Genomic DNA, 23,877 nt, shown 5'->3' with positions numbered 1-23,877 from the left:
TTACGATAATTCCTTGACAGGTTAACTCTTTGCTTTTAATCGAATTATTTACTTATTTCATTCATAAAAAAAGCCCCTTAACCTGCATATTGCAGTGCTAAGAGGCGCTTAATAAATTACTACGTTTTTAACGATTATCGTGAATTACGAATTGGCGATAAATTGGTTTCGTAATGTTTGTAATTCGTCACGTACTCGAGCAGCGGCTTCAAATTCCAGATCTTGAGCATGTTTGTACATCTGTGCTTCCAATTGAGAAATACGCTGCTCCAGCTCTTTCGTTGACATGGATTGAACATTAAGCAGAGATTCATCTTTGATGCTCTCTTTGCTGCGCCCTTTCCCTTTGCCACCCACTTTGTGACCAATCTGGAGGATATCCCCCACTTTCTTGTTCAAGCCTTTAGGCGTGATGCCATGGGCTTCGTTAAACGCCATCTGTTTGGCACGACGTCGTTCTGTCTCAGCAATGGCTTTTTCCATGGAGTTAGTGATCCTATCCCCATACAAAATGGCTTTACCGTTCAAGTTACGCGCTGCACGACCGATGGTTTGGATCAGTGAACGTTCTGAACGTAAGAAACCTTCTTTATCAGCATCAAGGATAGCCACCAGCGAAACCTCTGGCATATCCAAACCTTCTCGCAATAAGTTGATCCCAACCAGTACATCAAACTCGCCGAGGCGTAAATCACGAATAATTTCGACACGCTCAACCGTATCAATATCCGAGTGCAAATAACGCACACGCTCCCCATGCTCTTCTAAATATTCGGTGAGATCTTCCGCCATGCGTTTGGTTAAGGTGGTGACCAGCACACGCTCCTGCTTCTGGACGCGAATACGAATTTCGGATAGCAAATCATCCACCTGCGTTGCCACCGGACGTACCTCAATCAGTGGATCAAGCAGCCCAGTAGGTCTAACTACCTGCTCAATCACTTCCTGCCCTGATTTATCCAACTCGTAATTACCCGGTGTCGCAGAGACATAGATAGTTTGAGGCGCTAAAGCTTCAAATTCTTCAAACCGCATTGGGCGGTTATCGAGGGCAGAAGGCAGCCGGAAACCATACTCGACGAGAGTCTCTTTACGAGAACGGTCACCTTTATACATCGCACCAATTTGAGGGATGGTGACGTGAGACTCATCCACAACCAGCAATCCATCAGCGGGCAAATAATCAAATAAGGTTGGCGGTGGCTCGCCCGGTGCGCGACCCGAAAGATAACGTGAATAGTTTTCAATCCCTGAGCAGTAGCCCAGCTCATTCATCATTTCCAAATCAAATTGGGTGCGCTGAGTGATCCGCTGCTCTTCCAGTAGCTTATGATTCTCTAACAACACTTTTCGCCTATCGGCTAACTCGACTTTGATATTTTCCATCGCCTCAAGGATCCGTTCTCTTGGCGTCACGTAGTGAGTTTTTGGGTAGACGGTAAAACGTGGTACGCGATGTTGAATAGCTCCGGTTAACGGGTCGAACAACGATAATCGCTCCACTTCATCATCAAAAAGTTCAACTCTTAATGCATATTCATCGGATTCTGCTGGGAAAATATCAATCACTTCGCCACGAACGCGGAAAGTTCCTCGCGTGAATGCTTGGTCATTACGGGTATACTGCAAGTCTGCAAGGCGGCGCAAAATAGAGCGCTGGTCAATGATCATGCCGTCAGTCAAGTGCAGCATCATTTTTAAGTAGCTATCTGGATCACCCAACCCATAAATTGCAGAGACCGATGCCACTACAATGACATCACGGCGCTCAAGTAAAGCTTTGGTTGCAGACAAACGCATCTGCTCGATATGTTCGTTTACCGAGGCATCTTTCTCAATAAAGGTATCCGAGCTGGGGACATACGCTTCAGGCTGATAATAGTCGTAGTAAGAAACGAAATACTCCACTGCGTTCTCAGGAAAGAAGGCTTTCATTTCGCTGTAGAGTTGCGCCGCCAAAGTTTTGTTATGTGCCATCAACATCGTTGGGCGATTTTCTTGCGCGATAACGTTGGCAATTGTAAAAGTTTTACCCGACCCCGTAACCCCTAACAAGGTTTGATGAGCAAGACCATCTTCTAACCCTTCTCTTAATTTACGAATCGCCTCAGGCTGATCGCCTCCCGGCTGAAAATCAGAATACAGTTTAAAATCCTTGCTCATAGTTATGCCTCTTTAATAATCTCTCGCCTATGATACTGGATAAAAAACCAGCTTCAAGTGCTGGCGATAAATTTCCTTTTTATGAGGTTGAAATCTGTTTACGAAAATGTTATCCCCAAAATAAAACTTGACCTTTTCGAAAGTGGATATTTTATGCTTTTAGACTTTTTGGCTTTAACGCAAATCTAAATAGAACGCTTGCTTTTATTTAACTAATTGTATTTAAATAAAATTATACAAAAGCCCAGAATCACATCAAATAAAGGCAAAGCCGCTTGTCACCTAGCATCAGAATGGTTTTTGAATGTTAATTCACAAGGTTATCCACAGAAATAGTGGATAACTCTGGAAGCCCTTCCGCCTCATGCACTCCCGTAACATGCTCATTTTACGGTTTGACAATAAAATGACAGAAATATGGCGAAATGGTGAAAGTGTTTTTACTCTCCATTCGCGACAAAAGAAAAATATTCTGTTTTTTTACGGAAACTACTTAGTATTTTCCCGATGAAACTTGACAAAAAAAGGATCATTAACGTTAAAAAAGATCGGCGAAAACAAGTCAAAGGCGTATTCCCGCCATAGCTAATTGTATAGCGGGTTTATGACGATTTTTAAGGGATCTTAAAGGAAGGGAAGGTCTAAATATTGCCCTAAACAATCGGTAGATTGGCTTTCGATATGCGGGATGATCCCTAAGCATGGCGCATCGATCATACGCTTCAATGCAGTGAGATATTCTTGTTGATATGTGCCCGCAGGCTCCACTTCATTCGCAACCCAGCCAACTAAAGATAACCCAGAGGCTTTCACAGCTTGCGCGGTTAATACCGCATGGTTAATACATCCAAGCTTCACACCAACCACCAAAATCACGGGTAACTGCTGCTCAACCACCCAATCTGCGTAGGTTTGTTCGGCAGATAATGGGGTATACCAGCCGCCAGCACCTTCCACTAGTACCCATTCAGCCTGCTTCTGTAACTGTTTTAGCCCTTGAGTCATCACAGAAAATTCAATGGGCTGACCTGTTTTTTCACTAACAATGTGTGGTGATGTCGGCACTTCAAAAATGATAGGATTGATTTGCTCATAAGGCACTGTAACGCGGCTATTAGCTTGCAGTTGTAGTGCATCGCTATTACGCAAACCTTGAGCCGTCATTTCGCTACCTGAAGCAACTGGCTTATACCCTACGGTTTTCAGCCCTTGCAGATTAGCCGCTTGCAACAATGCACAACTCGACATCGTTTTGCCGATTTCAGTATCGGTTCCGGTTACAAAATACGTTTTAGTCACGATAAATAATTCCAAATACAGTTTGATAGGTTAATGGCAGCCCTTTCTCGGTATTTGGGTATACCTCGATGAGTTGCTGCAAACGCTGACGTGTCATCAGCCCCGCTTGGCGACCCGCAGTTAAGTGAGTTGCGCCGATCCCCTTCACCGAATTAAGCAATTCAATGAGGTTAGAAAAATAGAGCGTATCCGCTTGTTGATAAAGTTGGCTACGCCACGCCTGACAGCTCTTAATAATCTTTGAGTAGGGTAAAAAACGGTTAACATGAGGGGAGTCATCTAACGCTTTCCAAGCCGTCGAGAGTTCACCAAGGGAGTGCTCCGCTAATGTGGTGAACCCGATAATGCCACCAGGCTTGGTCACACGATATAACTCGCTTAGAGCATGAGATAGATCATCGCACCACTGAATGGCTAAATTCGAAAATACCCAATCAAAACTGGCATCCTCAAAAGGAAGTGTGTCCATATCCCCACACACATAACGGTGCGCCGCTTGCTTGCTTCGCGCGACATCCAGCATGCCCGCGGAGAGGTCAAGCGCCGTCACATGCGCTCCCATCTGTTTGATAATTTGGCTAAAAAATCCTGTTCCACAACCTGCATCTAATACCTGTTGAGAAAACATAGAAGTCTCTATTGCCCCGTGGCTTTCTAACAAGCTAAGCAGCTGCTTACCGCTATTTTGTTGATAGCTAGCCAGAGAATCATAACGGGAAGCTGCACGCCCAAATGCCGACGCTATCTTGGCTTTTTCTCGAGTATTTCGCGATAAACTCGCCTCATCATGATACAAAGACAAACTCATTGAGTGCCTCCAATAATTTGTCGATATCGTCTTGCTGATGAGCAGCGCTTAATGTCATGCGTAATCTAGCACTACCCGGTGGAACCGTCGGTGGTCTAATTGCTTGAACCCAAATGCCTTTCTCGCGCAAAAATTGTGATAACTGCAAACTCTTTTCGTTATCCCCGACAATCAGCGGTTGGATAGCCGTATTCGAATCCACTAGATGCATATCCGGTAAATTAAGCTGGCGCTTAAAATAGTGAATATTGCGCTGTAATTGAGCTCGCTGCTCGTCCGCTTGTTGAATTTCTCCTACCGCCGCCGAGATAGCAACGGCTTGAGCCGGAGGCATTGAGGTGCTGTAAATAAGGTGGCGAGCCGCTTGAATTAAAAAGTCCGCAGTGCGTTCATCACACAACACCGCTGCCCCGCTAACGCCAACGGCTTTACCAAAGGTGGCCACGAGAATATCGGGCTTAATACCATATTCATCACAACTACCACGCCCTTGCTTGCCCCAGATCCCAAGTCCATGAGCATCATCCACCATCAACCATGCATTGTGAGCGTGAGCCAGTGTTTGCAGTTCATCAAGTGGTGCACTGTCCCCATCCATGCTGAACACCCCTTCCGTCACCACTAACGTTTTCGCTGTATGGGGTTTGCTGATTAGTTTTTTTAAGGAATCAACACGATTGTGGCTAAAGCGTCGTAACTGGGCTTGGGAATGCATCGCCCCTTCTAACAAAGAAGCATGGCTGAGTTTATCAGCCAAAATACGGTCTTCCGCCGTCATTAACGCGGTGATCAAAGCATGGTTAGCGGCAAAGCCAGAGATAAACAAAATGGCACGTGGATAACCTAGCCAATCCGCTAGCTTCTGCTCCGCTTGGTAATGAGCGTGAGTGAACCCCGTGATATGCCCAGAGCCACCACTTCCTACCCCATATTCATGCGCACCTTGCTGCCAAGCACGGATAATTTCAGAATGTTGGCTCAGCCCTAAATAATCATTCGACGAAAAATTCAGGTAGCTTTTGCCTTGAAAATGGAGTTCCCGCCCAGAGCTTTTTTCAATACATCTGCGCTCACGCCATGCAGAAGCGTCTTTGCGCTTCTGCAATTGGCTATCGATAAACGATGTCCAGACCATCAGACGGCCGCATTATAGAATTGCGGATTGTCAGCGGTTAACAGTGTTTCTGCCAGTTTCGCTGCTTGTAGGTCTTCCCCGTCTTCCATTTCGATACGTTCAGGGTTGATATTCAGCTTTTTAAACAGCGCAATATCTTTATTTTCATCCGGGTTTGGTGTGGTTAACAGTTTGCAGCCATAGAAAACAGAGTTCGCACCCGCCATAAAGCACAACGCTTGGGTTTGCTCGTTCATATGCTCACGCCCTGCGGATAAACGCACGTAGGAGCTTGGCATCATAATCCGCGCCACAGCAATAGTACGAATAAAATCAAATGGATCGACATCGTCGTTATCTGCCATTGGCGTGCCTTCAACCTTCATCAACATATTGATAGGCACACTTTCTGGTGGCTTTGGTAAGTTCGCCAGCTGCACGAGTAATGCCGCACGGTCACTGACTTTTTCACCTAGTCCCAAAATGCCACCTGAACAGACTTTAATTCCCGCATTACGCACGTTATCCAGCGTATCTAAACGGTCTTGGTAAGTTCGCGTGGTGATAATATTGCCGTAATATTCCGGTGAGGTATCAAGGTTATGGTTATAGTAATCCAAACCCGCATCCGCTAAGCGACCTGCTTGCGAATCATCAATCATCCCCAGCGTCATGCACGTTTCCATGCCTAGCGCTTTCACTTCCTTGACCATCATTTCAAGGTAAGGCATATCACGCTCTTTCGGGTTACGCCACGCAGCCCCCATACAAAAACGCGTAGAACCGGCATTTTTCGCTTTCTTCGCCGATTCAACCACTTGCTGGACTTCCATCAAGCGCTCAGTTTCTAAGCCCGTTTTATACCGCGCACTCTGAGCGCAATACTTACAATCTTCAGGACATGCCCCTGTTTTGATAGATAGCAGCGTGCTCACTTGCACTTGTTGCGGGTCAAAATGTTGGCGATGTACTTGCTGTGCTTGAAATAATAATTCAAAAAACGGCATTGAAAACAGTTCGTTAGCTTGTTTTATTGTCCACTGTTTTAGTTGGCTCACGGGAACTCTCCAGTTGAAAAAGTTGTTGCCAGTTTAAATATTGCGATTATCATGTCAACTAAATGATCTAAAAAAAGTTGACGAAAAATGATTATGGACATCTGTGATATTGCTTTTGATGCCAAGCACATTTGGCATCCTTACACCTCAATGAGCCACCCTATTCCTGCCTACCCAATCGTTGCCGCAGAAGGTGCGGAGCTGATTATGGAAGATGGTAGAAGGCTGGTGGATGGAATGTCATCATGGTGGGCAACCATTCATGGCTATAATCACCCGGTACTCAATCAAGCAGTCACCGACCAACTGGCGAAAATGTCTCACGTGATGTTCGGGGGTATTACCCATCCACCTGCCATTGCATTGTGCAAGCAACTGGTTGCCATCACCCCTGAGCCATTAGAGTGTGTTTTCCTTGCCGATTCAGGCTCCGTCGCCGTGGAAGTTTCCTTAAAAATGGCGCTGCAATACTGGCAAGCTCGTGGTGAAAAGCGCCAGCGAATTCTCACGTTACGTCATGGTTATCATGGGGATACTTTTGGTGCGATGGCGGTGTGTGATCCTGACAATTCCATGCACGGTTTATACAAAGGTTATTTGCCGCCTCATATTTTTGTCGACGCGCCTCAATGTGGTTTCCATGATGAATGGAATGAAAATGATCTTCAGCCACTCAAGCATCAACTTGCCGAAAACCATCAAGATATTGCTGCGATCATCCTCGAACCTGTCGTTCAAGGTGCGGGCGGAATGCGTTTCTATCATCCTAATTACCTTAAAGGCGTTCGTGAGCTTTGCGACCATTACGGATTACTGCTAATTGCGGATGAGATCGCCACAGGATTTGGTCGTACCGGAAAGTTATTTGCTTGCCAGCATGCGGAAATTTCTCCTGATATCATGTGCCTAGGAAAAGGTTTGACGGGAGGCTATATGACACTCTCGGCCACCATTGCCACTCGCCATGTCGCGGAAACCATCAGTAATGGGGAAGCTGGCTGCTTTATGCACGGACCGACCTTTATGGGGAACCCATTGGCCTGCGCCGTTGCCAATGCCAGTTTGAAATTATTGCTAGAAAGCCCATGGCAAGAAACTGTTGCCAACATTGAACTGCAACTAAGAACAGAGTTACTTCCCCTTGCCCGTTATTCAAGTGTTCAGGATGTTCGGGTGTTAGGCACTATTGGTGTGATTGAGATGAAGCAGCCGGTCAATACGGCCGAATTGCAGAAAGTTTTTGTGGCTGAAGGGGTATGGGTACGCCCATTTGGTAAGCTTATTTATGTGATGCCGCCGTATATTATTACCCCTGAGCAGCTGAGTAAAATAACTCAAGTAATGGAAAAAGTGCTCGCCGCTTAACGTAAAATGTCGCTGAGCTATCCACTCAGCGACATTTGCTCAACCTTTAACGGAATGTCACCCACATACAGCCCGCAGAGGCTTTATAACGCGCTAATTCAGTCAATTTTCCAGTGATAGAATCAATCTCTGACACTGAAATATGATCAGATTTTTGTCCACTCGACACCAAGAAACGCCCTGATGGGTCAATATTAAAACCACGAGGCTGCGCTTGCGTTGGGTAGCGTCCAACTAAACTTAACTCGCGCCCATTCTCAGACACTTGATAGTGAGCTAAGTAACTTTCTGAGCGTTCACTCGCATATAAATGACGACCATTTGGCGTGATATGAATATCCGCTGCCCAACGCTGGCTCAGATTACCCGCAGGGTACAACGCGACATTCTGCATTTCACGGTAACGCGTAAATTTATGATAAACGTTGATCGTGGAATCTAGTTCATTCAAGCAGTAAATCACTTTTTCTTGAGGGTGTAGCGCTAAATGGCGAGGACCTGCTTTTGGTGCCGTTGTAATTTGATCCGCTGTAGCTTCGGTTAAATAACCATTGTTTGCCAGATCAAATAAACGAATATGATCTTCGCCTAAACATGGCACCCACAGCTGCTGATTATCAGCGTCCATATGGGATGAATGCGGATGGCGTAATCCTTCGATAACTTGAATTGGTGCCCCTGCAACGCCGTCACTACCAATCGGTAATACCGTTAAATTATGCTGGTGGTAAGAAGGAACAAATAGAAATTTACCGCTATTATCCAGCGATAAATGCACAGGTTTTCCTGGCACGCAGGTTTGTGCTTTAAAACGTAATGTACCTTGAGGTTCAATATTATAGGTCACAACACTCAGGTGAGGCCCGATCCCGATATACAGATGCTTTTTATCGTGGCTCACCACCATTGGCTGCACTTGCCCCGGCGTATTCACGGTTTGCAACAGTGAGAGTTCACCCACTTGATTCATCGCCCAAACGTGAATTTGTTGGGTTTCTGGGCTGGCAACATAAACAACCTGATCCATCCTGACTCCTTGATTGATAGTAAAATCATCGAATGAAATGATGGACTGACTATACCGAAAAAAAATCAAATTGCCGCTAAAAAACCAAATTACGCTTAAAAACCCAATCACCACTAAAAACCTACGCAGCACAGTTTAGTGTATAAACACTAATCAACTTCAGTTATCATAAAGCCCTAAAATGAATCCGAAAAAATCATATGGAGTCGTTTATGTCATACCGTGTTATTGCCCTTGATCTCGATGGAACGCTACTTGATCACCAGAAAAAAATTCTGCCCGAATCTTTAGAAGTCCTGAATGAAGCCCGTCGACAAGGGGTAAAAGTCATCATTGTGACAGGTCGCCACCATGTGGCCATTCATCCGTTTTATCAGACACTTGACTTAGATACCCCTGCAATTTGCTGTAACGGTACCTATCTGTATGACTATTTAGGTAAAAAAGTCTTAGAGTCTAACCCAATGACGGTGGATTCAGCTGCTTTACTGATTGAAAAACTGCGCGGCTCTGATATTCAACATTTAATGTATGTTGATAATGCGATGCTATATCACACGAAAACTGAAGGTGTGACGCGGACATTAAATTGGGCGCAATCTTTACCTCAACACCAGCGTCCAACTTTCGAATTTATCGAAGACTTCGCTCATGCGCTCAATCAATATGAGTATATTTGGAAATTTGCTGTCACCTCCCCAGACCATCAACGCCTGCACGATGTTGTTCGTGAAATTGAGTCAGAATTAGACTTAGATTGCGAATGGTCGTGGGAAGATCAAGTGGATGTGGGTCGCAAAGGCAATAGCAAAGGCCAGCGCCTGAAAGAATGGGTCGAATCCCAAGGCATGAGCATGAATGATGTGGTTGCTTTCGGCGATAATTTCAATGATTTAAGTATGCTAACGACTGCAGGCCTAGGAGTTGCTATGGGCAATGCTGTTGATGAAATCAAGCAGCAAGCGAAGCTTGTCACTCGCGTGAATACCGAACCGGGTATCGCCGAAGTGATCCGCAAATATGTTTTGTAAGAAGTACTGTCGCATAGATAAATGCATAACTCGGAGCAAGGCTCTAAGTTATTCGCATTGCAGCTAGGCGACGAATTCACTCATCCCTAGGAGCATACACAAGTATGTGACTAGGGTGAGTTAATGAAGGCAACAACGCTGCGGTGTGAAGAACGACGGGCCTTAACATGGCGGTATGAAGAACGACAATCCTTTAGAATGTTTTAGAAAGAGATGCCGACTTAACCTGCGCAAACACCTTCCGCCCCTTACGGATCGAAAGTTCATCCCTAGCCCAGCGCGTGATCCTCGCCCACAGATAGTGTTCATCACCCAAATCTAACTTCACATCCACTTGCTCGCCATCTTCTATCCACTCCACCACTTCCGCAGATAGAATATTTCGGATACTACTAACTTGCGGTTTTTCAAGCACTAAAGAGACATCAGACGCATCAATGCGTAACCGCAACGCACTGTTTTTATCTACATCGATGCGGGGGATCCACAATTTTTGATTGCCAACCATCACCGCCGTCATCTGATAATCTGGGTGCTGGCTATGCACTTCCACACTCAGCACGCTACTCAAGGTTTCTTGCTGCAACCAAGGTCGCAGAGCGCTACTTGCCCACACCTCTTCTAGGGGGCCAAATGCCTTCACTTTACCTTGCGCCATGACGATAACTTTATCAGCCAAACGCAGGATTTCATCGAGGCTATGACTGACATACAAAATTGGGATTTTAACGTCTTGGGAGAGCTTTTCTAAGTAAGGCAATAATTCACGCTTACGTGGGAGATCAAGGGAGGCTAATGGCTCGTCCATCAACAGAATTTCAGGCGCTGTTAATAATGCGCGCCCAATCGCCACCCGCTGTTTTTCCCCACCGGAGAGGGTCATTGGAAAGCGATTTAGTAATTTTTCAATTCCCAGCAATTCAACGATATCGTCGAATCGCTCTTTCATTTGCGGCGCCATACCGTAACGTAAATTACTTTTTACGCGGTAGTGAGGAAATAACCGAGCATCTTGGAAAACATAGCCAATATGGCGCTTTTCTGGGGGTAGACAGATGCCTTTTTCGATATCCACCAGCGTACGTCCATTTAGGACTATCCGCCCTTTATTTGGCTTAGTTAATCCGCCTATCACATTGATTAGTGATGTTTTTCCCGCACCGGATAATCCAAAAACTGCCGTGATGCTCTCCGTGGGTAACTGGGTATTCACTTCCATTTGTAAATCACCCAATCTTTGAGCGAAATTTAGTTCTAACATATTAGGCTACCCCCAGACGCTTCTTGCCCCAACGGGTCAGCCATTCTGAAATTAATAACGAAATTAAGGCTAAGACAATCGCAATAATACACAAACGCGCCGCATCGGTTTCTGCTCCTGGCGTTTCTATCAACGTATACATAGCAAGTGGGATTGTCTGAGTTTCCCCTGGAATATTAGACACAAACGTAATGGTTGCCCCAAATTCGCCAAGAGAACGTGCAAACGCTAAAACCGTACCGACGATAATTCCCGGTAACGATAATGGGATGGTGATCGTGAAAAAAACTCTTAATGGGCTCGCACCAAGGGTTCGTGCTGCTTGTTCCAGCTTTTTATCTACGGCTTCTAACGCTAAGCGTATCGCTCTCACCATTAATGGAAATGCAACCACCGCCGATGCTAATGCGGCTCCTCGCCAACTGAATGTAAAACTGAAACCAAACCAGTCATACAGCCATTCGCCAATGAACCCTCGCTTTCCCATACTGACGAGTAGCAAATATCCCACTACCACTGGTGGCAGCACCAGTGGTAAGTGGATAATACTGTCGAGCAATGTTTTGCCAGGAAAATGGCAGCGGACTAATACCCAAGCCATCAAAATACCAAACGGTAAGCTAAATAGCACCGCCACGCTGGAAACTTTTAAACTGAGGTAAATCGCTTCCCATTCATAAGGACTTAACATCTGCAACGATATGATCTCTTAATTATTTTTGATTTGGAGTGAAGCCGTAACGCTTGAATATTTCTGAAGCCGCAGGGGTTTTCAGGTATTCATAGTAGTCACGGGTCGCTTTATTATCCTGATCTTTCACAATTCCCATTGGATATTCAACAGGTTTATGAGTGTCAGCAGGGAAAATACCCACTACTTTTACTTTTTGGCTTGCAACAGCATCGGAGCCGTACACAATACCTAATGGTGCTTCTTGACGCTCAACTAGCGCCATGCCGCTACGTACGTTGTTAGTACGCGCTAATAATGGGTCAACCGTTTCCCAAGCCCCTAAATAGGTTAATGCTTCTTTCGCATAGATCCCAACAGGAACGTGGTCAGGGTCGCCGACTGCTAAGCGGCCGCCATCTAACAGTTTTTTCCAATCTGTCTGTTTGTTAATTTCCACTTTATCGATTTTTGAATCTTTCGGTGCAATCAACACTAACTCATTACCTAATAAAGTATAACGGGTGTCTTTAACCATCAGATTTTTATCAATCGCAAAGTCCATCCACTGCTGATCAGCAGAGATAAACATATTTGCCGGTGCACCTTGCTCAATCTGGCGAGCCAGCGTTGAAGAAGAAGCATAAGAAGCCACCACTTCAACATTCGTTTCTTTCTTATATTGCTCTGAAATTTCATTCAGTGCGTTAGTCAGTGACGCTGCTGCAAACACGGTAATTTTTTCAGCCGCGAAGCTATTACCCGCCATAGTCAGTGTTAACGTGGCACCCGCAACCAGAGATATCAAACCTTTTTTCATGTTAATCCACCATTGTATTATTTAACACGCTATATATATCAAGATATAGCGTTAACTTAAAGTCAAACAATGCATAAAGGTGTGCTAGCTCAATAATTGATGAATTTACGAACTCATAACAATAATATCGACAGGAGGATAGACAACATTAGTGTTTTAAGTTGACTAGTATGACAAGGTGTTAACAGGCAGATTTTTAGGGGATAAAAATGACTTGCCCCCCGACTATGGAATAGCCAGAGGGCAATAATTAGCACGAAAATAAACCTTTAAAAGGTTATTTTCTTTCTTCATGATGGTGATGCGGGACATGCGCTTTAGACAATAGGTTAAAGAATGAACCTAAGCCATAGATCAGACCCATGATCATTACCATTACAACCGGAACCATTAACAGGGCAAAGCCCAAACTTTTGATAAGTTCTAACATCTAAGCCTCTTCAGTGATACTGTGCTCACCAGCATTCTGATACGCTGACGAGGGAAAAATCGATACAATGAAAATAATAACGCACAATAGCATTATATTGCATACTATTTTAGACAAATTATTATACTAGCAAGATACGAAACGTGCTTTTTGCCTTTGCCGCCACAATCCTAGCAGGGAGATCTTAACAATGCAGGCCGAAATCTTACTTACATTGAAGCTACAGGGAAGTTTATTTGCCGACCCTCGCCGAATTGCTTTACTAAAACAAATAAAAGCGACAGGATCAATTAGCCAAGGTGCTAAACTTGCAGGGATCAGCTATAAAAGTGCGTGGGATGCCATCAATGAAATGAACCAACTCACTGATGACATTCTGTTGGATAGATCAACCGGAGGCAAAGGTGGTGGCGGAACCACGCTCACCCAGTATGGGGAAAGATTAATCCAGCTCTATGATTTACTGGGGCAAATTCAACAAAAAGCTTTTGATGTGCTCAAAGATGATAGCCTTCCTCTTGATAGCCTGCTCGCTGCAATTTCTCGCTTTTCATTACAAACCAGTGCCCGCAACCAGTTTTTCGGCACTCTGATTGCACGAGATCACAACCATGTTTTACAGCACGTTCAAGTGAAACTGGCCGACAAGAAAACCGTCATTAACGCCGCACTCACCGAATCTAGCGCTAACCGCCTTGGCTTAGTTGAAGGAAAAGAAGTCCTCGCCCTGATTAAAGCGCCGTGGGTCAAACTGACCAAGAAACCAAGCGAAACCCATTTTGATAATCAACTCTCAGGCACCGTTTCAACCCTCGAAAGAGGCCCTGAAAACAGCGAAATCCTTGTCACTTTAGCGGGTGGAGAAACACTCTGCTCCACCTTATCAAATCAAGAAGTTGATGCGTTAAAGCTGGCGATTAACGATCCAATTACAGCGCTATTTAATGCTGATCAAGTGATTATCGCTACACTTTGCTAGATTTTTAGGGGTTAATGCCCCTAATATTGTCCCTGATTCACTATTTTTTAGCTTCCTCTCATGTCGACTTATTGACTTTACTTGTAAACCTGATTATTTGTGATAGCAGGCAGGTCAATGATAAGGAAGCTAAATGAGCTCGATAACAATACAAAATGGGTGCTTTAAACTGAGCGAAACCCAAACGCTCGATATTCCTCATCTCGAAATTCATTCGGGTGAAAGCTGGGCTTTTATTGGTGCCAATGGTAGCGGAAAGTCATCGCTAGCACGCGTACTCTCTGGGGAGTTGCAATCCCTTTCCGGTATCACCCAAAGCGGCTTCAAATCCCCTATTCGCCTCTCTTTTGAGCAGCTACAAAAAATCATCGCAGAAGAGTGGCAACGTAATAATACCGACTTACTCAGTGACGATGAAGAAGATACTGGCTTTACTGCCGCGGAGATTATTCAACTTCATCATAAAGATAATGAATTGTGCTTAGAGCTTGCGGCTAGATTTGGTATCAGCGATTTGCTATCACGTCGCTTTAAATACCTGTCTACGGGGGAAACTCGCAAAGTCCTACTGTGCCAAACGTTGATGGGTTCTCCAGACTTACTGATCCTCGATGAACCCTTTGATGGCTTAGATATTTATTCACGAGGCAACCTTAGCGAACTGCTCTTTAGCCTGCATGATAAAGGACTCACTGTCGTATTGGTGCTCAACCGCTTTGATGAGATCCCCGATTTTGTTGAGCACATTGGTGTTGTCGCTGACTGTAAACTCACTCTAAGTGGCGAGAGAGAGTCAGTGCTTGCTAACACGCTGATCCACCAGCTACAGCACAGCGAAAAAATCAAGCAACTTACTATTCCTGAACAAGAAGACCCAACTCTTGAAGATACGCTTGATAAAGAGACACCACGTATTGTTTTAAATAATGGCGTCGTTAGCTACAACGATAAACCCATTTTGCATGGGCTAAGCTGGCAAGTTAATCCCGGAGAACACTGGCAGATCATTGGTGAAAATGGTGCAGGTAAATCCACGCTATTAAGCCTGATCACTGGTGACCATCCTCAAGGTTATAGTAATGATTTAACCTTGTTTGGACGCCGTCGCGGCAGTGGAGAAACGATTTGGGATATTAAGCGCCATATTGGCTATGTCAGTAACAGTATTCATCAAGAATATCGTGTGGCAACCAGTGTACTCAACGTCATTATTTCCGGTTTCCATGACTCCATTGGTCTGTATCAAACACCTTCAGACCGCCAAGTTCAATTAGCTTATGAATGGCTAGCACTACTTGGATTTGCGCCACAAACGGCTCAACAACCATTTCATAGCTTATCGTGGGGCCAACAGCGATTAATTCTGATTGCTCGCGCTTTGGTTAAACACCCTACCATGCTTATTTTGGATGAACCTCTTCAAGGGCTTGATGGGCTAAATCGCCTGCTGGTTCTGCGTTTTATCGATATTATGCTTAGCCGAGGAAATACTCAGCTATTGTTTGTTTCACATCACCAAGAAGATGCTCCATCGTGTATTACCCATCGACTGAAATTTGTTCCTGATGGGGATAAATACCACTACGATATTGAAGTCGTCTCAGAACTATAACCCCGTTATCTTGCTGGTAAGTATTTACTTACCAGCATCATTTATTACCGCTTATCAAATTCCCCAATAAATTAATCCAGCACATATTATTATTAAATTTTTCACTTGCTGTATCGATTCACTTAGGGTTAAATCTATGCCATACCTTCTGATTTACTGAGTCAGTGACACGGTGCTAAAACACCTAATAAACTAAATCGTTTCGCCTAACCTTAAGTTAAATTAAAATCACTAATCCCTAGATATTATTGATTTTTTTGGCTTAAAACTGAGAAAACGTCATGTTGTCACTAGCGTTCGGGGCGACTATCCCTATAATGTAGGTCAGCAATAATTCATTTCTAATTTGAATGTACTGATAGGAGTTTTAGCTATGGCTGTAACTAAACTGGTTTTAGTAAGACACGGTGAGAGTGAGTGGAACAAAGAAAACCGCTTCACCGGTTGGACTGATGTAGAACTGTCAGAAAAAGGTCGTGAAGAAGCCAAAAATGCAGGTCAACTGCTGAAAAAAGAAGGCTTTGTTTTTGATTTCGCTTATACCTCCGTTCTAAAACGTGCTATCCACACCTTATGGAACATTCTGGATCAAGTTGAACAGCAATGGCTGCCAGTTGAAAAAAGCTGGAAACTAAACGAGCGTCACTACGGTGCACTGCAAGGTTTAGATAAATCAGAAACTGCTGCAAAATACGGTGATGAGCAAGTAAAACTGTGGCGTCGCGGTTTTGCTATCACTCCACCAGACCTGACTAAAGATGATGAGCGTTTCCCTGGTCATGACCCACGTTACGCAAACTTGAAACCATCTGAACTGCCAGTCACTGAAAGCTTAGCAACCACTATCGACCGTGTTGTTCCTTACTGGGAAGAAGTGATTAAACCACGTGTTGAAAAAGGCGAGAAAGTGATCATCGCAGCTCACGGTAACTCACTGCGTGCACTGGTTAAATACTTGGACAACATGGGTGAAGAAGAGATTCTGAACCTGAACATCCCAACAGCAGTGCCACTGGTTTATGAGTTCGATGAGAACATGAAACCAATCAAACGCTACTATCTGGGTAACCAAGATGAAATCGCAGCAAAACAAGCCGCGGTTGCAAACCAAGGTAAAGCGAAGTAATTACTAACTTTTCTTTATGCCTATTGAGGGTTAAGCCAATGGCTTAGCCCTTTTTTATTGGCATTTTTCTTTATTTTTCGAGTTTGATTATAAAATCCATCACCTCGGAGTGTCGAAAATACCGATAACCGACTATCATAGGGAAAAATTCACTGAAAGGTTGATAAATCAAGAAAATGAATAAGTTTAATCTTTATGTCTGGGTGGGGTTAATCCTCAGCGCCAGTATTTTAGGTGCGCTACTGTATATGTTACAAACGGGGGAAATGACCCTTGAAGGACCTGCGGGGAGTGCAAACCCTGAGCTGATGAAAACATTGATGATTATTGCGTGTGTCAGCTTCCCACTGCAAATCGTCAGTATGATGGTACTCAATTATAAACCTACATTCGCCATTGTTCTTGCCGTGATCAGCAGCGTCGCACTCATGCCAATTACTATTGTATTTGCGATGGGGATGGTCTTTTCTGCCATTCGCTGGCGCTACCACCAACTCACGCCATTTGATACCACCATCAATGTCCCTTTCGACGTCAGTATCCCGATGAATAAACGCAGCAATACAATGATGGTATTCCCGATTGCGATTTTAGGTATTGTATTGATTATATTAAGCCAAAGCCTAGGTATGTTTGTATTCGTACTGGCCGTTTTCTTAGGTTTCTTTGGTAAAAAAGCCAGCACTAGTACCTACTTAGCAATTAAAGATGCGCATTTTTATATTCGCCCGAATATCTTTGCTTATTGCTACCGTATTCCACTCAAAGATGTGTTCTACGTAAAAAGTGAAAAAGGAAAATTATTTTTCATAGCCAAAGTGGATGGTTCAGATATTCAGCTCTCTGCTAATCCTGCAAATATGGCGCCTGAAGATCAAGCAAGCATTGAAAAATTATTAAGCCGAGTGCAGAAATAATCACAAAAAAAGCCAGTTCCTAAATTAACGAACTGGCTTTTTTCAGATTTTAAACGCGTTTTTTATTAATTACTTCTGGCGACGTGCAATTACTGCATCGGATAACTGTCGTAAAACTTTTTCCGTATCATCCCAGCCAATACATGCATCCGTGACACTTTTGCCGTAAACCAAAGGCTCGCCAGATTCTAAATTCTGATTACCTTCAACTAAATGGCTTTCAATCATAACGCCCGTAATTGAACGGTCACCATTGCTCAGCTGTGCACTGACATCCGTTGCAACTTCCATCTGTTTTTCAAACTTTTTGCTGCTGTTAGCATGGCTAAAGTCGATCATAATGCTTGGGATAAGCCCTGCATTCGTCAGTCCTTCACGCACTTCTTTAACATGTTCAGCACTGTAATTTGGCGTTTTACCACCACGCAAAATAATATGGCAGTCAGGGTTTCCGCTGGTATTCACAATAGCAGAGTGCCCCCATTTAGTGACCGATAAGAAACTGTGCGCCGAGCGTGCTGAGTTAATGGCATCAATCGCAATTTTAATCGTGCCATCAGTTCCGTTTTTAAACCCAACCGGGCAAGACAAGCCAGAAGCTAATTCACGGTGGATTTGCGATTCAGTCGTACGCGCACCAATAGCGCCCCAACTCATTAAGTCGGCCACATATTGTGGGCTGATCACATCAAGGAATTCACCTGCCGTTGGTAAACCCTGGTCATTGATTGTTAACAGCAATTCACGCGCAATACGTAAGCCTTCGTTAATATCAAAGCTGTGATCCATATGAGGATCGTTAATTAACCCTTTCCAACCGACGGTAGTACGCGGTTTTTCAAAATAAACTCGCATCACGATTTCTAAAGAACCTTTTAGCTCTTCGCGTAATTTTTTCAAGCGCTCGGCATACTCTAAAGCCGCTTTTGTATCGTGAATCGAACAAGGGCCAATAACAACCACAAGACGGTCATCTTTCCCTACTAGGATATTATGAATAGCATGACGAGCTTCATGAACGGTAAACGCCGCTTTATCGGTTGCTGGAAATTTTTCAAGCAGTGCAATAGGGGGTAATAATTCTTTTATTTGTTTTACTCTGACGTCATCGTTCTGATAGTTCATACTGGTATATCCAATGTTTATTATTTTTCCTAAAGTTGAGTTACATACCTTTTTGAGTCTCAATAGCTAACAATTAACTTAAAATGCGACAGGTATCGAAATTTCAATCTAACTGTTCCCCAGTCATCTGTAAACAGCCAAAATGGCGAGATAATCACTCATTATTCCGCTTCCAATTATAAAATGAGGTGAAACTGTGATATCTAGCACAATAGCTAAACAGTTGAGGGATAATACAGAGTAAAAATATAAAGAAACGGCTAAATAACGATGATGTTACTTTAGCCGTTTTTTGCATTTTTTCCTATTGAGTAACTGACCCAACAAGAGGCTTAGTCACGAGATAACGCCGTTGAGCCATTTTCTTTCGCGGATTTGATCCACAACCGAGAACCATTCAATGCAATGCCAAGCAGAATTAAATATTCCAGTGACATTGCATACACGCCTTGGATAAAGAAAATCACAATGCTAATAACGTTAATCACCACCCAGAGTAGCCAGTTTTCGACATACTTGCGGGTCATTAAAATCATCGCAACCACAGATAACACCGTCATCGTGGAATCCCAGAATGGGAAAGCATCTGGGTCTATTGTTGGTAAGGTTAAATTAGCACCAAAGAGGTTTAATAATTCAACGGCCCAAGTCGCAAGGCGTCCAAATACCGCATCAATATTAAAGGTGAGGAAAATGATAGCTAACACAGAGATGACTAGCGTTGTTAACGCTTTAGGAAGGCTTAGCCAGCGGATTTTCAACTCGGCTTCTTGAGAGTTTGATACTCGACTCCAAGCATACCAACCATAAATATTGGCACCAAAGAAAAACACCTGTAAAAGCAAATTAGCATATAACTGAATTTGAAAGAAAATCACTGCGAATAAGGTCACGTTAATCAGACCAAATAAGTAGTTAATGGTTTTTTCGAAGCTTGCCAATAAAATACACAATAAACCCGCGATCGTCCCTACGGCTTCAATATAAGACAGATCATACACAGAACCCCATACAGGGATCTGCACTAACGTATTTGCGGTGCTAAAAAACTCCATTTTTAAATCCTATTTATCATTCATAGTTAAAATAGCATTGCTCATCAATATCACACAGTTAACTTATTTGAAATTAAACCGCGTATTCTTGGTTGTTATTTTAGACTTTCTGCAAACTTTAACATTTTATCCAATGGTAATAGGGCTTTTTCACGCAACTGTGCATCTACATGTATTTGATGCTCGATACCATTGCCTTCTAAGGCCTCTGTAATTGCCTGTAAGCCATTCATCGCCATCCAAGGACAATGAGCACAAGTACGGCATGTGGCCCCCTCACCTGCCGTTGGAGCGATATACAGTGACTTATCTGGGCATGCTTGCTGCATTTTATAAAAAATGCCCTTATCAGTCGCCACTATCATGGATGGATTCGGTAATGTTTGTGCAGCTTTAATTAGTTGGCTCGTGGAACCAACCGCATCCGCCAAATCAACAACAGCTTGGGGTGACTCAGGGTGAACCAGTACCGCCGCTTCAGGGTACATGGCTTTCATTTTCTCTAATGATTGGGTCTTAAATTCATCGTGAACGATACAGGCCCCTTGCCAGCACAGAATATCCGCGCCCGTTTGTTGCTGAACATAGCGCCCTAAGTGCTTATCCGGCGCCCAAATAATCTTTTCTCCGAGGCTGTCTAAGTGCTCAATCAGCTCTACTGCAATACTGGATGTCACAACCCAGTCTGCACGGGCTTTTACCGCTGCGGAGGTATTCGCATAAACCACCACCGTTCTATCTGGGTGAGCATCACAAAAGCGGGTAAATTCTTCATCTGGACAGCCAATATCCAACGAGCATTGTGCGTCGAGTGTTGGCATCAAGACATTTTTTTCTGGGCTTAGGATTTTGGCTGTTTCCCCCATAAATCGTACGCCAGCAACAACCAGGGTTGATGCATCATGCCGAGCGCCAAAGCGCGCCATTTCAAGAGAATCAGCAACACAGCCGCCGGTTTCTTCCGCTAATGCTTGTATTTCAGGATCGGTATAGTAATGCGCGACAATCACCGCATTTTTTTCGACCAATAATTGTTTAATGCGCTCACGGTAAAACGCTTTCTGATCGGTATTTAACGGTGCTGGTTTAGGAGGAAAAGGATAAACAGCATGGTCAAAATCGATAAACTCGCTCATTTCTTGCCTCTGTTTAGCAGAAAGTTATTTTATGCTTAAAAATATTCATAAAACCCCTAATTCTGCATATTTTTGTTTTATATACTAAACACGATACGCTTATTTGGCTAAGATGTCTCCAACCTTTTCATCAATGAGCGAATGATTTTACCGTAGCGCCCTTTTTCACGATTTGTTTTTCGCTTTTCTCCTCATTTGTCGGTATCTTAGCGGCTTCTGTTAACTCCAATAGGTTAGTTATGGAATCACCTGCAACGCTATTAAATAAAATAATTTCTATTTCATTACTCGAACCTAGAATTGAAGCCGTCATACTGACGGGCTCTAGAGGACGAGAATTAGACATCGATGGCTATTCAGACATTGATATTGAACTTATTGGTCATGGTGTGACTGCACTTTTCAATGATAAGCAATGGGTTAGCCTTATTGCCAATCCATTAATCGCATTACATTTAGAAAATGGTGGTGAAAATGAGCCAGAAAATCCCACCTGTTTAGTGATTTATGAAGAAGAACGCAAAGTTGATTTTACATTTGCAGAACCTTCTCGATTACTCAAAATGCAGCAACAAGGGTTAGATAGTACTTACTCACGTGGTTTTATGGTGCTATTAGATAAAACTGGGATCACAGATGCACTACCGTCACCCAACCCTAGCGCATTAAAGCCCGCGCCGTTGAGTGGGCATCAGTTTAATGAGCTGATTACGGATTTTTGGTTTGAAGCTCACCAAGTGGCAATTGCATTAACGCGTAATGAGCTATGGAGCGCTTGGTCAAGAAGTACTGACATGAAACGTTTCTTTCTCAGTTTACTTGAGCAAACTGTTGCTCATGGAAATACACAACACGATGTTTGGTATAACGGTAAACATTACCAACAATGGATGCCAGAGCATGTTATCCAAGCCACTGAAACGATTTTTGACTGCGGTACTGCGCAAAAAGCTGCATTATCTCTACATTGCTTGATGGGTCATTTTATGGAAGCGATGACTGAGGCCATTGAACTGTTTGGTTATCAAGATAACCGTGCGGTGGGTTTAAAAGTGCAAGAAATCGTTATCGGGATCTTAAAGGATAATGGGTTAATTCCTGAAAATCTGGAATAAATGGTATTAGGCTGGCGAGGGAATGCTGGTTTTTTGGGATTTTCTAAGAGTACAGAAAGAGATAGTCGTGCAGGATTACTCGGGCTTTGCCCTCGCCCTTCGGGTCGTTGCGGCAAGCGCAACGCTGTCTCGCTTCGCTCGGCTCGAACCTGAACGCAGCTTCTCACCCGCACTCAACGTACAATATGCAAATGACAGAGTTGTTTGTGATTGAGGAGTTTTCTTGAGATGGTGGGTCGTGCAGGATTTCAGTTCTTCGAACTGACACTTCGTGTTGAACCTGCAACCATCTTGTCGAGGTATGATTCAATCACTGGAGTTTTACTTGAGATGGTGGGTCGTGCAGGATTCGAACCTGCGACCAATTGATTAAAAGTCAACTGCTCTACCAACTGAGCTAACGACCCATCTGAAATACTTGAATTGTTTACTACTTTTAGATGGTGGGTCGTGCAGGATTCGAACCTGCGACCAATTGATTAAAAGTCAACTGCTCTACCAACTGAGCTAACGACCCATCTAATTTTTGATTTTCTGTACTAATATAATGTCGAGAACGTACAGGATTCTTCGACCTTCGGTCTCACCCTACGGGCTGAACCTGCAACCATCTTATTAACAGTTAACAATTCTACCAACTGAGCTAACGGCCCATCTGAACTGCTTGAACTATTTACTGCTTTTAGATGGTGGGTCGTGCAGGATTCGAACCTGCGACCAATTGATTAAAAGTCAACTGCTCTACCAACTGAGCTAACGACCCATCTAAATGTTTTTAGAATCAATGTTTAATCGATTCTTGCTGATATGACTCGGATTTATCAACCCGCGCTTTCTCGTATCAACGGCGGCTTATATTACTGATTTCTGACGAGGGTGCAATGGTTTTTTTAAAAAAAAAGATTAAGTGCACACTAAACATACGGATAACCCCGAAATATTCGGCTACATCGCTTCGGGGTTATCAATTACAGTGTACTGAGCTTCTTCTCTGCAAGTTTTGCACCAGAACTATTTGGGTATTGTTGTAATACCTGCTGGTAAACAGCCTTCGCTTTATCTTTCTGTCCCTTATCTTGCATGATCAAGCCCACTTTAAATAAGGCTTCACTGCTTTTTTGAGACTTCGGATACTGCTTAACTACAGTCGCAAAGTAGAATGCGGCGTCATCCTTGCTACCTTTGTTGTAGTTTAACTGTCCTAGCCAATAGTTGGCATTCGATTGATATCCAGATTTTGGATATGCTTTGATAAACCCTTGCAATGCACCAATCGCTTCGTCAATCTGTGCTTTGGACTTACTTTCCATCGCCAGTTTAACAGCTGCATTGTAATCATCTTTTTCATTACCGCCGGAGCTTGCAGCTGGCGTATCTGAAGAAGATGATTGCGCATTTGATGCACTAGTATCAGTTGCATCTGAAGAGCTTGAAGAATCACCACCACTCGCTTTGTCTAATTGCATATACAAATCTTTTTGGCGCTCAACAACCTGATTCAATTTGTATTCACTTTCTTGAATCTGTCCACGTAACATATCAATATCACGTTGGTTATCGGCTAATTGCTGCTGGATTTGATAAATCATTTGACCTTGAGAGCTAACAGCTGTCTCAAGTTGAGTGAGGCGGTCTGCGGAAGAACCCGATCCGACATTGTTGATTGGCGCTTGGGCAATAGCGGCCCAAGGGGCCGCTACGCCAACCAATAACGACAGACCAACTAGTAATTGTCTGAAGTTACTGTTCATAATAGATAATTTCGC

21 protein-coding genes, 3 tRNA genes and 1 other RNA gene are annotated in these 23,877 nt (G+C 43.7%); 7 read left to right on the top strand and 18 right to left on the bottom strand.

Going from position 1 to position 23,877, the window contains the following annotated elements; translation table 11 throughout:
* Window positions 1-144: 144 nt before the first annotated feature.
* From uvrB to bioB, 5 genes are all read right to left on the bottom strand, one after another.
* On the bottom strand, window positions 145-2,163 hold the full coding sequence (gene uvrB, locus H0913_RS05890) for an excinuclease ABC subunit UvrB (RefSeq protein ID WP_154604662.1): 2,019 nt from the start codon (window positions 2,161-2,163) through the stop codon (window positions 145-147).
* A gap of 624 nt (window positions 2,164-2,787) precedes the next feature.
* Window positions 2,788-3,462: a dethiobiotin synthase gene (gene bioD, locus H0913_RS05885; protein ID WP_181478137.1), complete on the bottom strand. Its 675-nt coding sequence runs from the start codon at window positions 3,460-3,462 to the stop codon at window positions 2,788-2,790.
* Window positions 3,455-4,270, bottom strand: coding sequence for a malonyl-ACP O-methyltransferase BioC (gene bioC, locus H0913_RS05880; RefSeq protein WP_154604660.1), 816 nt, complete (start codon window positions 4,268-4,270; stop codon window positions 3,455-3,457). The genes bioD and bioC overlap by 8 nt, the downstream gene beginning before the upstream one ends.
* Window positions 4,248-5,405, bottom strand: a complete 1,158-nt coding sequence (gene bioF, locus H0913_RS05875) for an 8-amino-7-oxononanoate synthase (RefSeq protein WP_181478136.1) — start codon at window positions 5,403-5,405, stop codon at window positions 4,248-4,250. Before bioF ends, bioC begins: the two co-directional genes overlap by 23 nt.
* Window positions 5,405-6,442, bottom strand: coding sequence for a biotin synthase BioB (gene bioB / locus H0913_RS05870; RefSeq protein ID WP_181478135.1), 1,038 nt, complete (start codon window positions 6,440-6,442; stop codon window positions 5,405-5,407). The genes bioF and bioB overlap by 1 nt, the downstream gene beginning before the upstream one ends.
* A 93-nt stretch (window positions 6,443-6,535) precedes the next feature.
* On the opposite strand from bioB, the gene bioA reads away from it, so the two are divergent.
* Window positions 6,536-7,807: an adenosylmethionine--8-amino-7-oxononanoate transaminase gene (bioA, locus tag H0913_RS05865; protein WP_181478134.1), complete on the top strand. Its 1,272-nt coding sequence runs from the start codon at window positions 6,536-6,538 to the stop codon at window positions 7,805-7,807.
* A gap of 46 nt (window positions 7,808-7,853) precedes the next feature.
* On the opposite strand, the gene pgl is transcribed toward bioA, so the two are convergent.
* Complete coding sequence (pgl, locus tag H0913_RS05860) at window positions 7,854-8,834, bottom strand: 6-phosphogluconolactonase (RefSeq protein WP_154604657.1); 981 nt, start codon at window positions 8,832-8,834, stop codon at window positions 7,854-7,856.
* 212 nt (window positions 8,835-9,046) lie between these two features.
* On the opposite strand from pgl, the gene H0913_RS05855 reads away from it, so the two are divergent.
* Window positions 9,047-9,865, top strand: coding sequence for a pyridoxal phosphatase (locus tag H0913_RS05855; RefSeq protein WP_154604656.1), 819 nt, complete (start codon window positions 9,047-9,049; stop codon window positions 9,863-9,865).
* Window positions 9,866-10,058: 193 nt separating this feature from the next.
* On the opposite strand, the gene modC is transcribed toward H0913_RS05855, so the two are convergent.
* The 4 genes from modC to H0913_RS05835 form a co-directional block, all read right to left on the bottom strand.
* The gene (gene modC / locus H0913_RS05850) at window positions 10,059-11,126 is read right to left on the bottom strand and encodes a molybdenum ABC transporter ATP-binding protein ModC (RefSeq protein ID WP_154604655.1); all 1,068 of its coding nucleotides are present in this window, start codon (window positions 11,124-11,126) and stop codon (window positions 10,059-10,061) included.
* 1 nt (window position 11,127) lies between these two features.
* Window positions 11,128-11,817, bottom strand: coding sequence for a molybdate ABC transporter permease subunit (modB, locus tag H0913_RS05845; RefSeq protein ID WP_036950542.1), 690 nt, complete (start codon window positions 11,815-11,817; stop codon window positions 11,128-11,130).
* Between the two features lie 22 nt (window positions 11,818-11,839).
* Window positions 11,840-12,616, bottom strand: a complete 777-nt coding sequence (gene modA, locus H0913_RS05840) for a molybdate ABC transporter substrate-binding protein (protein WP_036950547.1) — start codon at window positions 12,614-12,616, stop codon at window positions 11,840-11,842.
* Window positions 12,617-12,893: 277 nt separating this feature from the next.
* Entirely contained in the window at window positions 12,894-13,046 is a 153-nt protein-coding gene (locus tag H0913_RS05835; RefSeq protein ID WP_154604654.1) for an AcrZ family multidrug efflux pump-associated protein, read from the bottom strand.
* 190 nt (window positions 13,047-13,236) lie between these two features.
* Here H0913_RS05835 and modE point away from each other — a divergent pair, with 190 nt between their 5' ends.
* From modE to H0913_RS05815, 4 genes are all read left to right on the top strand, one after another.
* Complete coding sequence (gene modE / locus H0913_RS05830; RefSeq protein WP_154604653.1) at window positions 13,237-14,025, top strand: molybdenum-dependent transcriptional regulator; 789 nt, start codon at window positions 13,237-13,239, stop codon at window positions 14,023-14,025.
* A gap of 133 nt (window positions 14,026-14,158) precedes the next feature.
* Window positions 14,159-15,637, top strand: coding sequence for a molybdate ABC transporter ATP-binding protein ModF (gene modF, locus H0913_RS05825; protein ID WP_181478133.1), 1,479 nt, complete (start codon window positions 14,159-14,161; stop codon window positions 15,635-15,637).
* A 373-nt stretch (window positions 15,638-16,010) separates the two neighbouring features.
* Window positions 16,011-16,763, top strand: a complete 753-nt coding sequence (gene gpmA, locus H0913_RS05820) for a 2,3-diphosphoglycerate-dependent phosphoglycerate mutase (protein WP_036950561.1) — start codon at window positions 16,011-16,013, stop codon at window positions 16,761-16,763.
* A gap of 176 nt (window positions 16,764-16,939) precedes the next feature.
* The gene (locus tag H0913_RS05815; RefSeq protein ID WP_181478132.1) at window positions 16,940-17,680 is read left to right on the top strand and encodes a hypothetical protein; all 741 of its coding nucleotides are present in this window, start codon (window positions 16,940-16,942) and stop codon (window positions 17,678-17,680) included.
* Between the two features lie 69 nt (window positions 17,681-17,749).
* On the opposite strand, the gene aroG is transcribed toward H0913_RS05815, so the two are convergent.
* From aroG to nadA, 3 genes are all read right to left on the bottom strand, one after another.
* The gene (gene aroG, locus H0913_RS05810) at window positions 17,750-18,805 is read right to left on the bottom strand and encodes a 3-deoxy-7-phosphoheptulonate synthase AroG (protein ID WP_154628668.1); all 1,056 of its coding nucleotides are present in this window, start codon (window positions 18,803-18,805) and stop codon (window positions 17,750-17,752) included.
* 332 nt (window positions 18,806-19,137) lie between these two features.
* A complete protein-coding gene (gene pnuC, locus H0913_RS05805; RefSeq protein ID WP_154604649.1) occupies window positions 19,138-19,860 on the bottom strand; it encodes a nicotinamide riboside transporter PnuC in 723 nt (240 codons plus the stop codon).
* Between the two features lie 95 nt (window positions 19,861-19,955).
* Window positions 19,956-20,996 (bottom strand): quinolinate synthase NadA, encoded by a 1,041-nt coding sequence (gene nadA / locus H0913_RS05800; RefSeq protein ID WP_181478131.1) that lies wholly within the window; start codon window positions 20,994-20,996, stop codon window positions 19,956-19,958.
* Between the two features lie 239 nt (window positions 20,997-21,235).
* Between nadA and H0913_RS05795 the strand changes: the two genes are divergently transcribed.
* Window positions 21,236-22,111: an aminoglycoside 6-adenylyltransferase gene (locus H0913_RS05795; protein WP_181478130.1), complete on the top strand. Its 876-nt coding sequence runs from the start codon at window positions 21,236-21,238 to the stop codon at window positions 22,109-22,111.
* Window positions 22,112-22,169: 58 nt separating this feature from the next.
* Here the strand turns inward: H0913_RS05795 and H0913_RS05790 are convergent.
* From H0913_RS05790 to cpoB, 5 genes are all read right to left on the bottom strand, one after another.
* Window positions 22,170-22,298: non-coding RNA, RtT sRNA (locus H0913_RS05790), on the bottom strand.
* A 144-nt stretch (window positions 22,299-22,442) separates the two neighbouring features.
* A tRNA-Lys gene (locus H0913_RS05785) sits at window positions 22,443-22,518 on the bottom strand.
* A gap of 34 nt (window positions 22,519-22,552) precedes the next feature.
* Window positions 22,553-22,628, bottom strand: a tRNA-Lys gene (locus H0913_RS05780).
* Window positions 22,629-22,798: 170 nt separating this feature from the next.
* Window positions 22,799-22,874 (bottom strand) — tRNA-Lys (locus H0913_RS05775).
* A 205-nt stretch (window positions 22,875-23,079) separates the two neighbouring features.
* Window positions 23,080-23,862, bottom strand: a complete 783-nt coding sequence (gene cpoB / locus H0913_RS05770) for a cell division protein CpoB (protein ID WP_154600186.1) — start codon at window positions 23,860-23,862, stop codon at window positions 23,080-23,082.
* Window positions 23,863-23,877 lie beyond the last annotated feature (15 nt).

This window comes from Providencia rettgeri (assembly GCF_013702265.1).
Lineage (GTDB): Bacteria > Pseudomonadota > Gammaproteobacteria > Enterobacterales > Enterobacteriaceae > Providencia > Providencia zhijiangensis.
Note: the sequence above shows the minus strand (reverse complement) of the source record. Positions and strands in the feature narration are given on the sequence as shown.

Bases quoted from the DNA above. Each gene is read 5' to 3' on its own strand.
- uvrB (WP_154604662.1), bottom strand. From the start codon at position 2,163: ATGAGCAAGGATTTTAAACTGTATTCTGATTTTCAGCCGGGAGGCGAT.
- bioC (WP_154604660.1), bottom strand. From the start codon at position 4,270: ATGAGTTTGTCTTTGTATCATGATGAGGCGAGTTTATCGCGAAATACT.
- bioF (WP_181478136.1), bottom strand. From the start codon at position 5,405: ATGGTCTGGACATCGTTTATCGATAGCCAATTGCAGAAGCGCAAAGAC.
- bioA (WP_181478134.1), top strand. From the start codon at position 6,536: ATGGACATCTGTGATATTGCTTTTGATGCCAAGCACATTTGGCATCCT.
- pgl (WP_154604657.1), bottom strand. From the start codon at position 8,834: ATGGATCAGGTTGTTTATGTTGCCAGCCCAGAAACCCAACAAATTCAC.
- H0913_RS05855 (WP_154604656.1), top strand. From the start codon at position 9,047: ATGTCATACCGTGTTATTGCCCTTGATCTCGATGGAACGCTACTTGAT.
- modC (WP_154604655.1), bottom strand. From the start codon at position 11,126: ATGTTAGAACTAAATTTCGCTCAAAGATTGGGTGATTTACAAATGGAA.
- modB (WP_036950542.1), bottom strand. From the start codon at position 11,817: ATGTTAAGTCCTTATGAATGGGAAGCGATTTACCTCAGTTTAAAAGTT.
- modA (WP_036950547.1), bottom strand. From the start codon at position 12,616: ATGAAAAAAGGTTTGATATCTCTGGTTGCGGGTGCCACGTTAACACTG.
- H0913_RS05835 (WP_154604654.1), bottom strand. From the start codon at position 13,046: ATGTTAGAACTTATCAAAAGTTTGGGCTTTGCCCTGTTAATGGTTCCG.
- modE (WP_154604653.1), top strand. From the start codon at position 13,237: ATGCAGGCCGAAATCTTACTTACATTGAAGCTACAGGGAAGTTTATTT.
- modF (WP_181478133.1), top strand. From the start codon at position 14,159: ATGAGCTCGATAACAATACAAAATGGGTGCTTTAAACTGAGCGAAACC.
- gpmA (WP_036950561.1), top strand. From the start codon at position 16,011: ATGGCTGTAACTAAACTGGTTTTAGTAAGACACGGTGAGAGTGAGTGG.
- H0913_RS05815 (WP_181478132.1), top strand. From the start codon at position 16,940: ATGAATAAGTTTAATCTTTATGTCTGGGTGGGGTTAATCCTCAGCGCC.
- aroG (WP_154628668.1), bottom strand. From the start codon at position 18,805: ATGAACTATCAGAACGATGACGTCAGAGTAAAACAAATAAAAGAATTA.
- pnuC (WP_154604649.1), bottom strand. From the start codon at position 19,860: ATGGAGTTTTTTAGCACCGCAAATACGTTAGTGCAGATCCCTGTATGG.
- nadA (WP_181478131.1), bottom strand. From the start codon at position 20,996: ATGAGCGAGTTTATCGATTTTGACCATGCTGTTTATCCTTTTCCTCCT.
- H0913_RS05795 (WP_181478130.1), top strand. From the start codon at position 21,236: ATGGAATCACCTGCAACGCTATTAAATAAAATAATTTCTATTTCATTA.
- cpoB (WP_154600186.1), bottom strand. From the start codon at position 23,862: ATGAACAGTAACTTCAGACAATTACTAGTTGGTCTGTCGTTATTGGTT.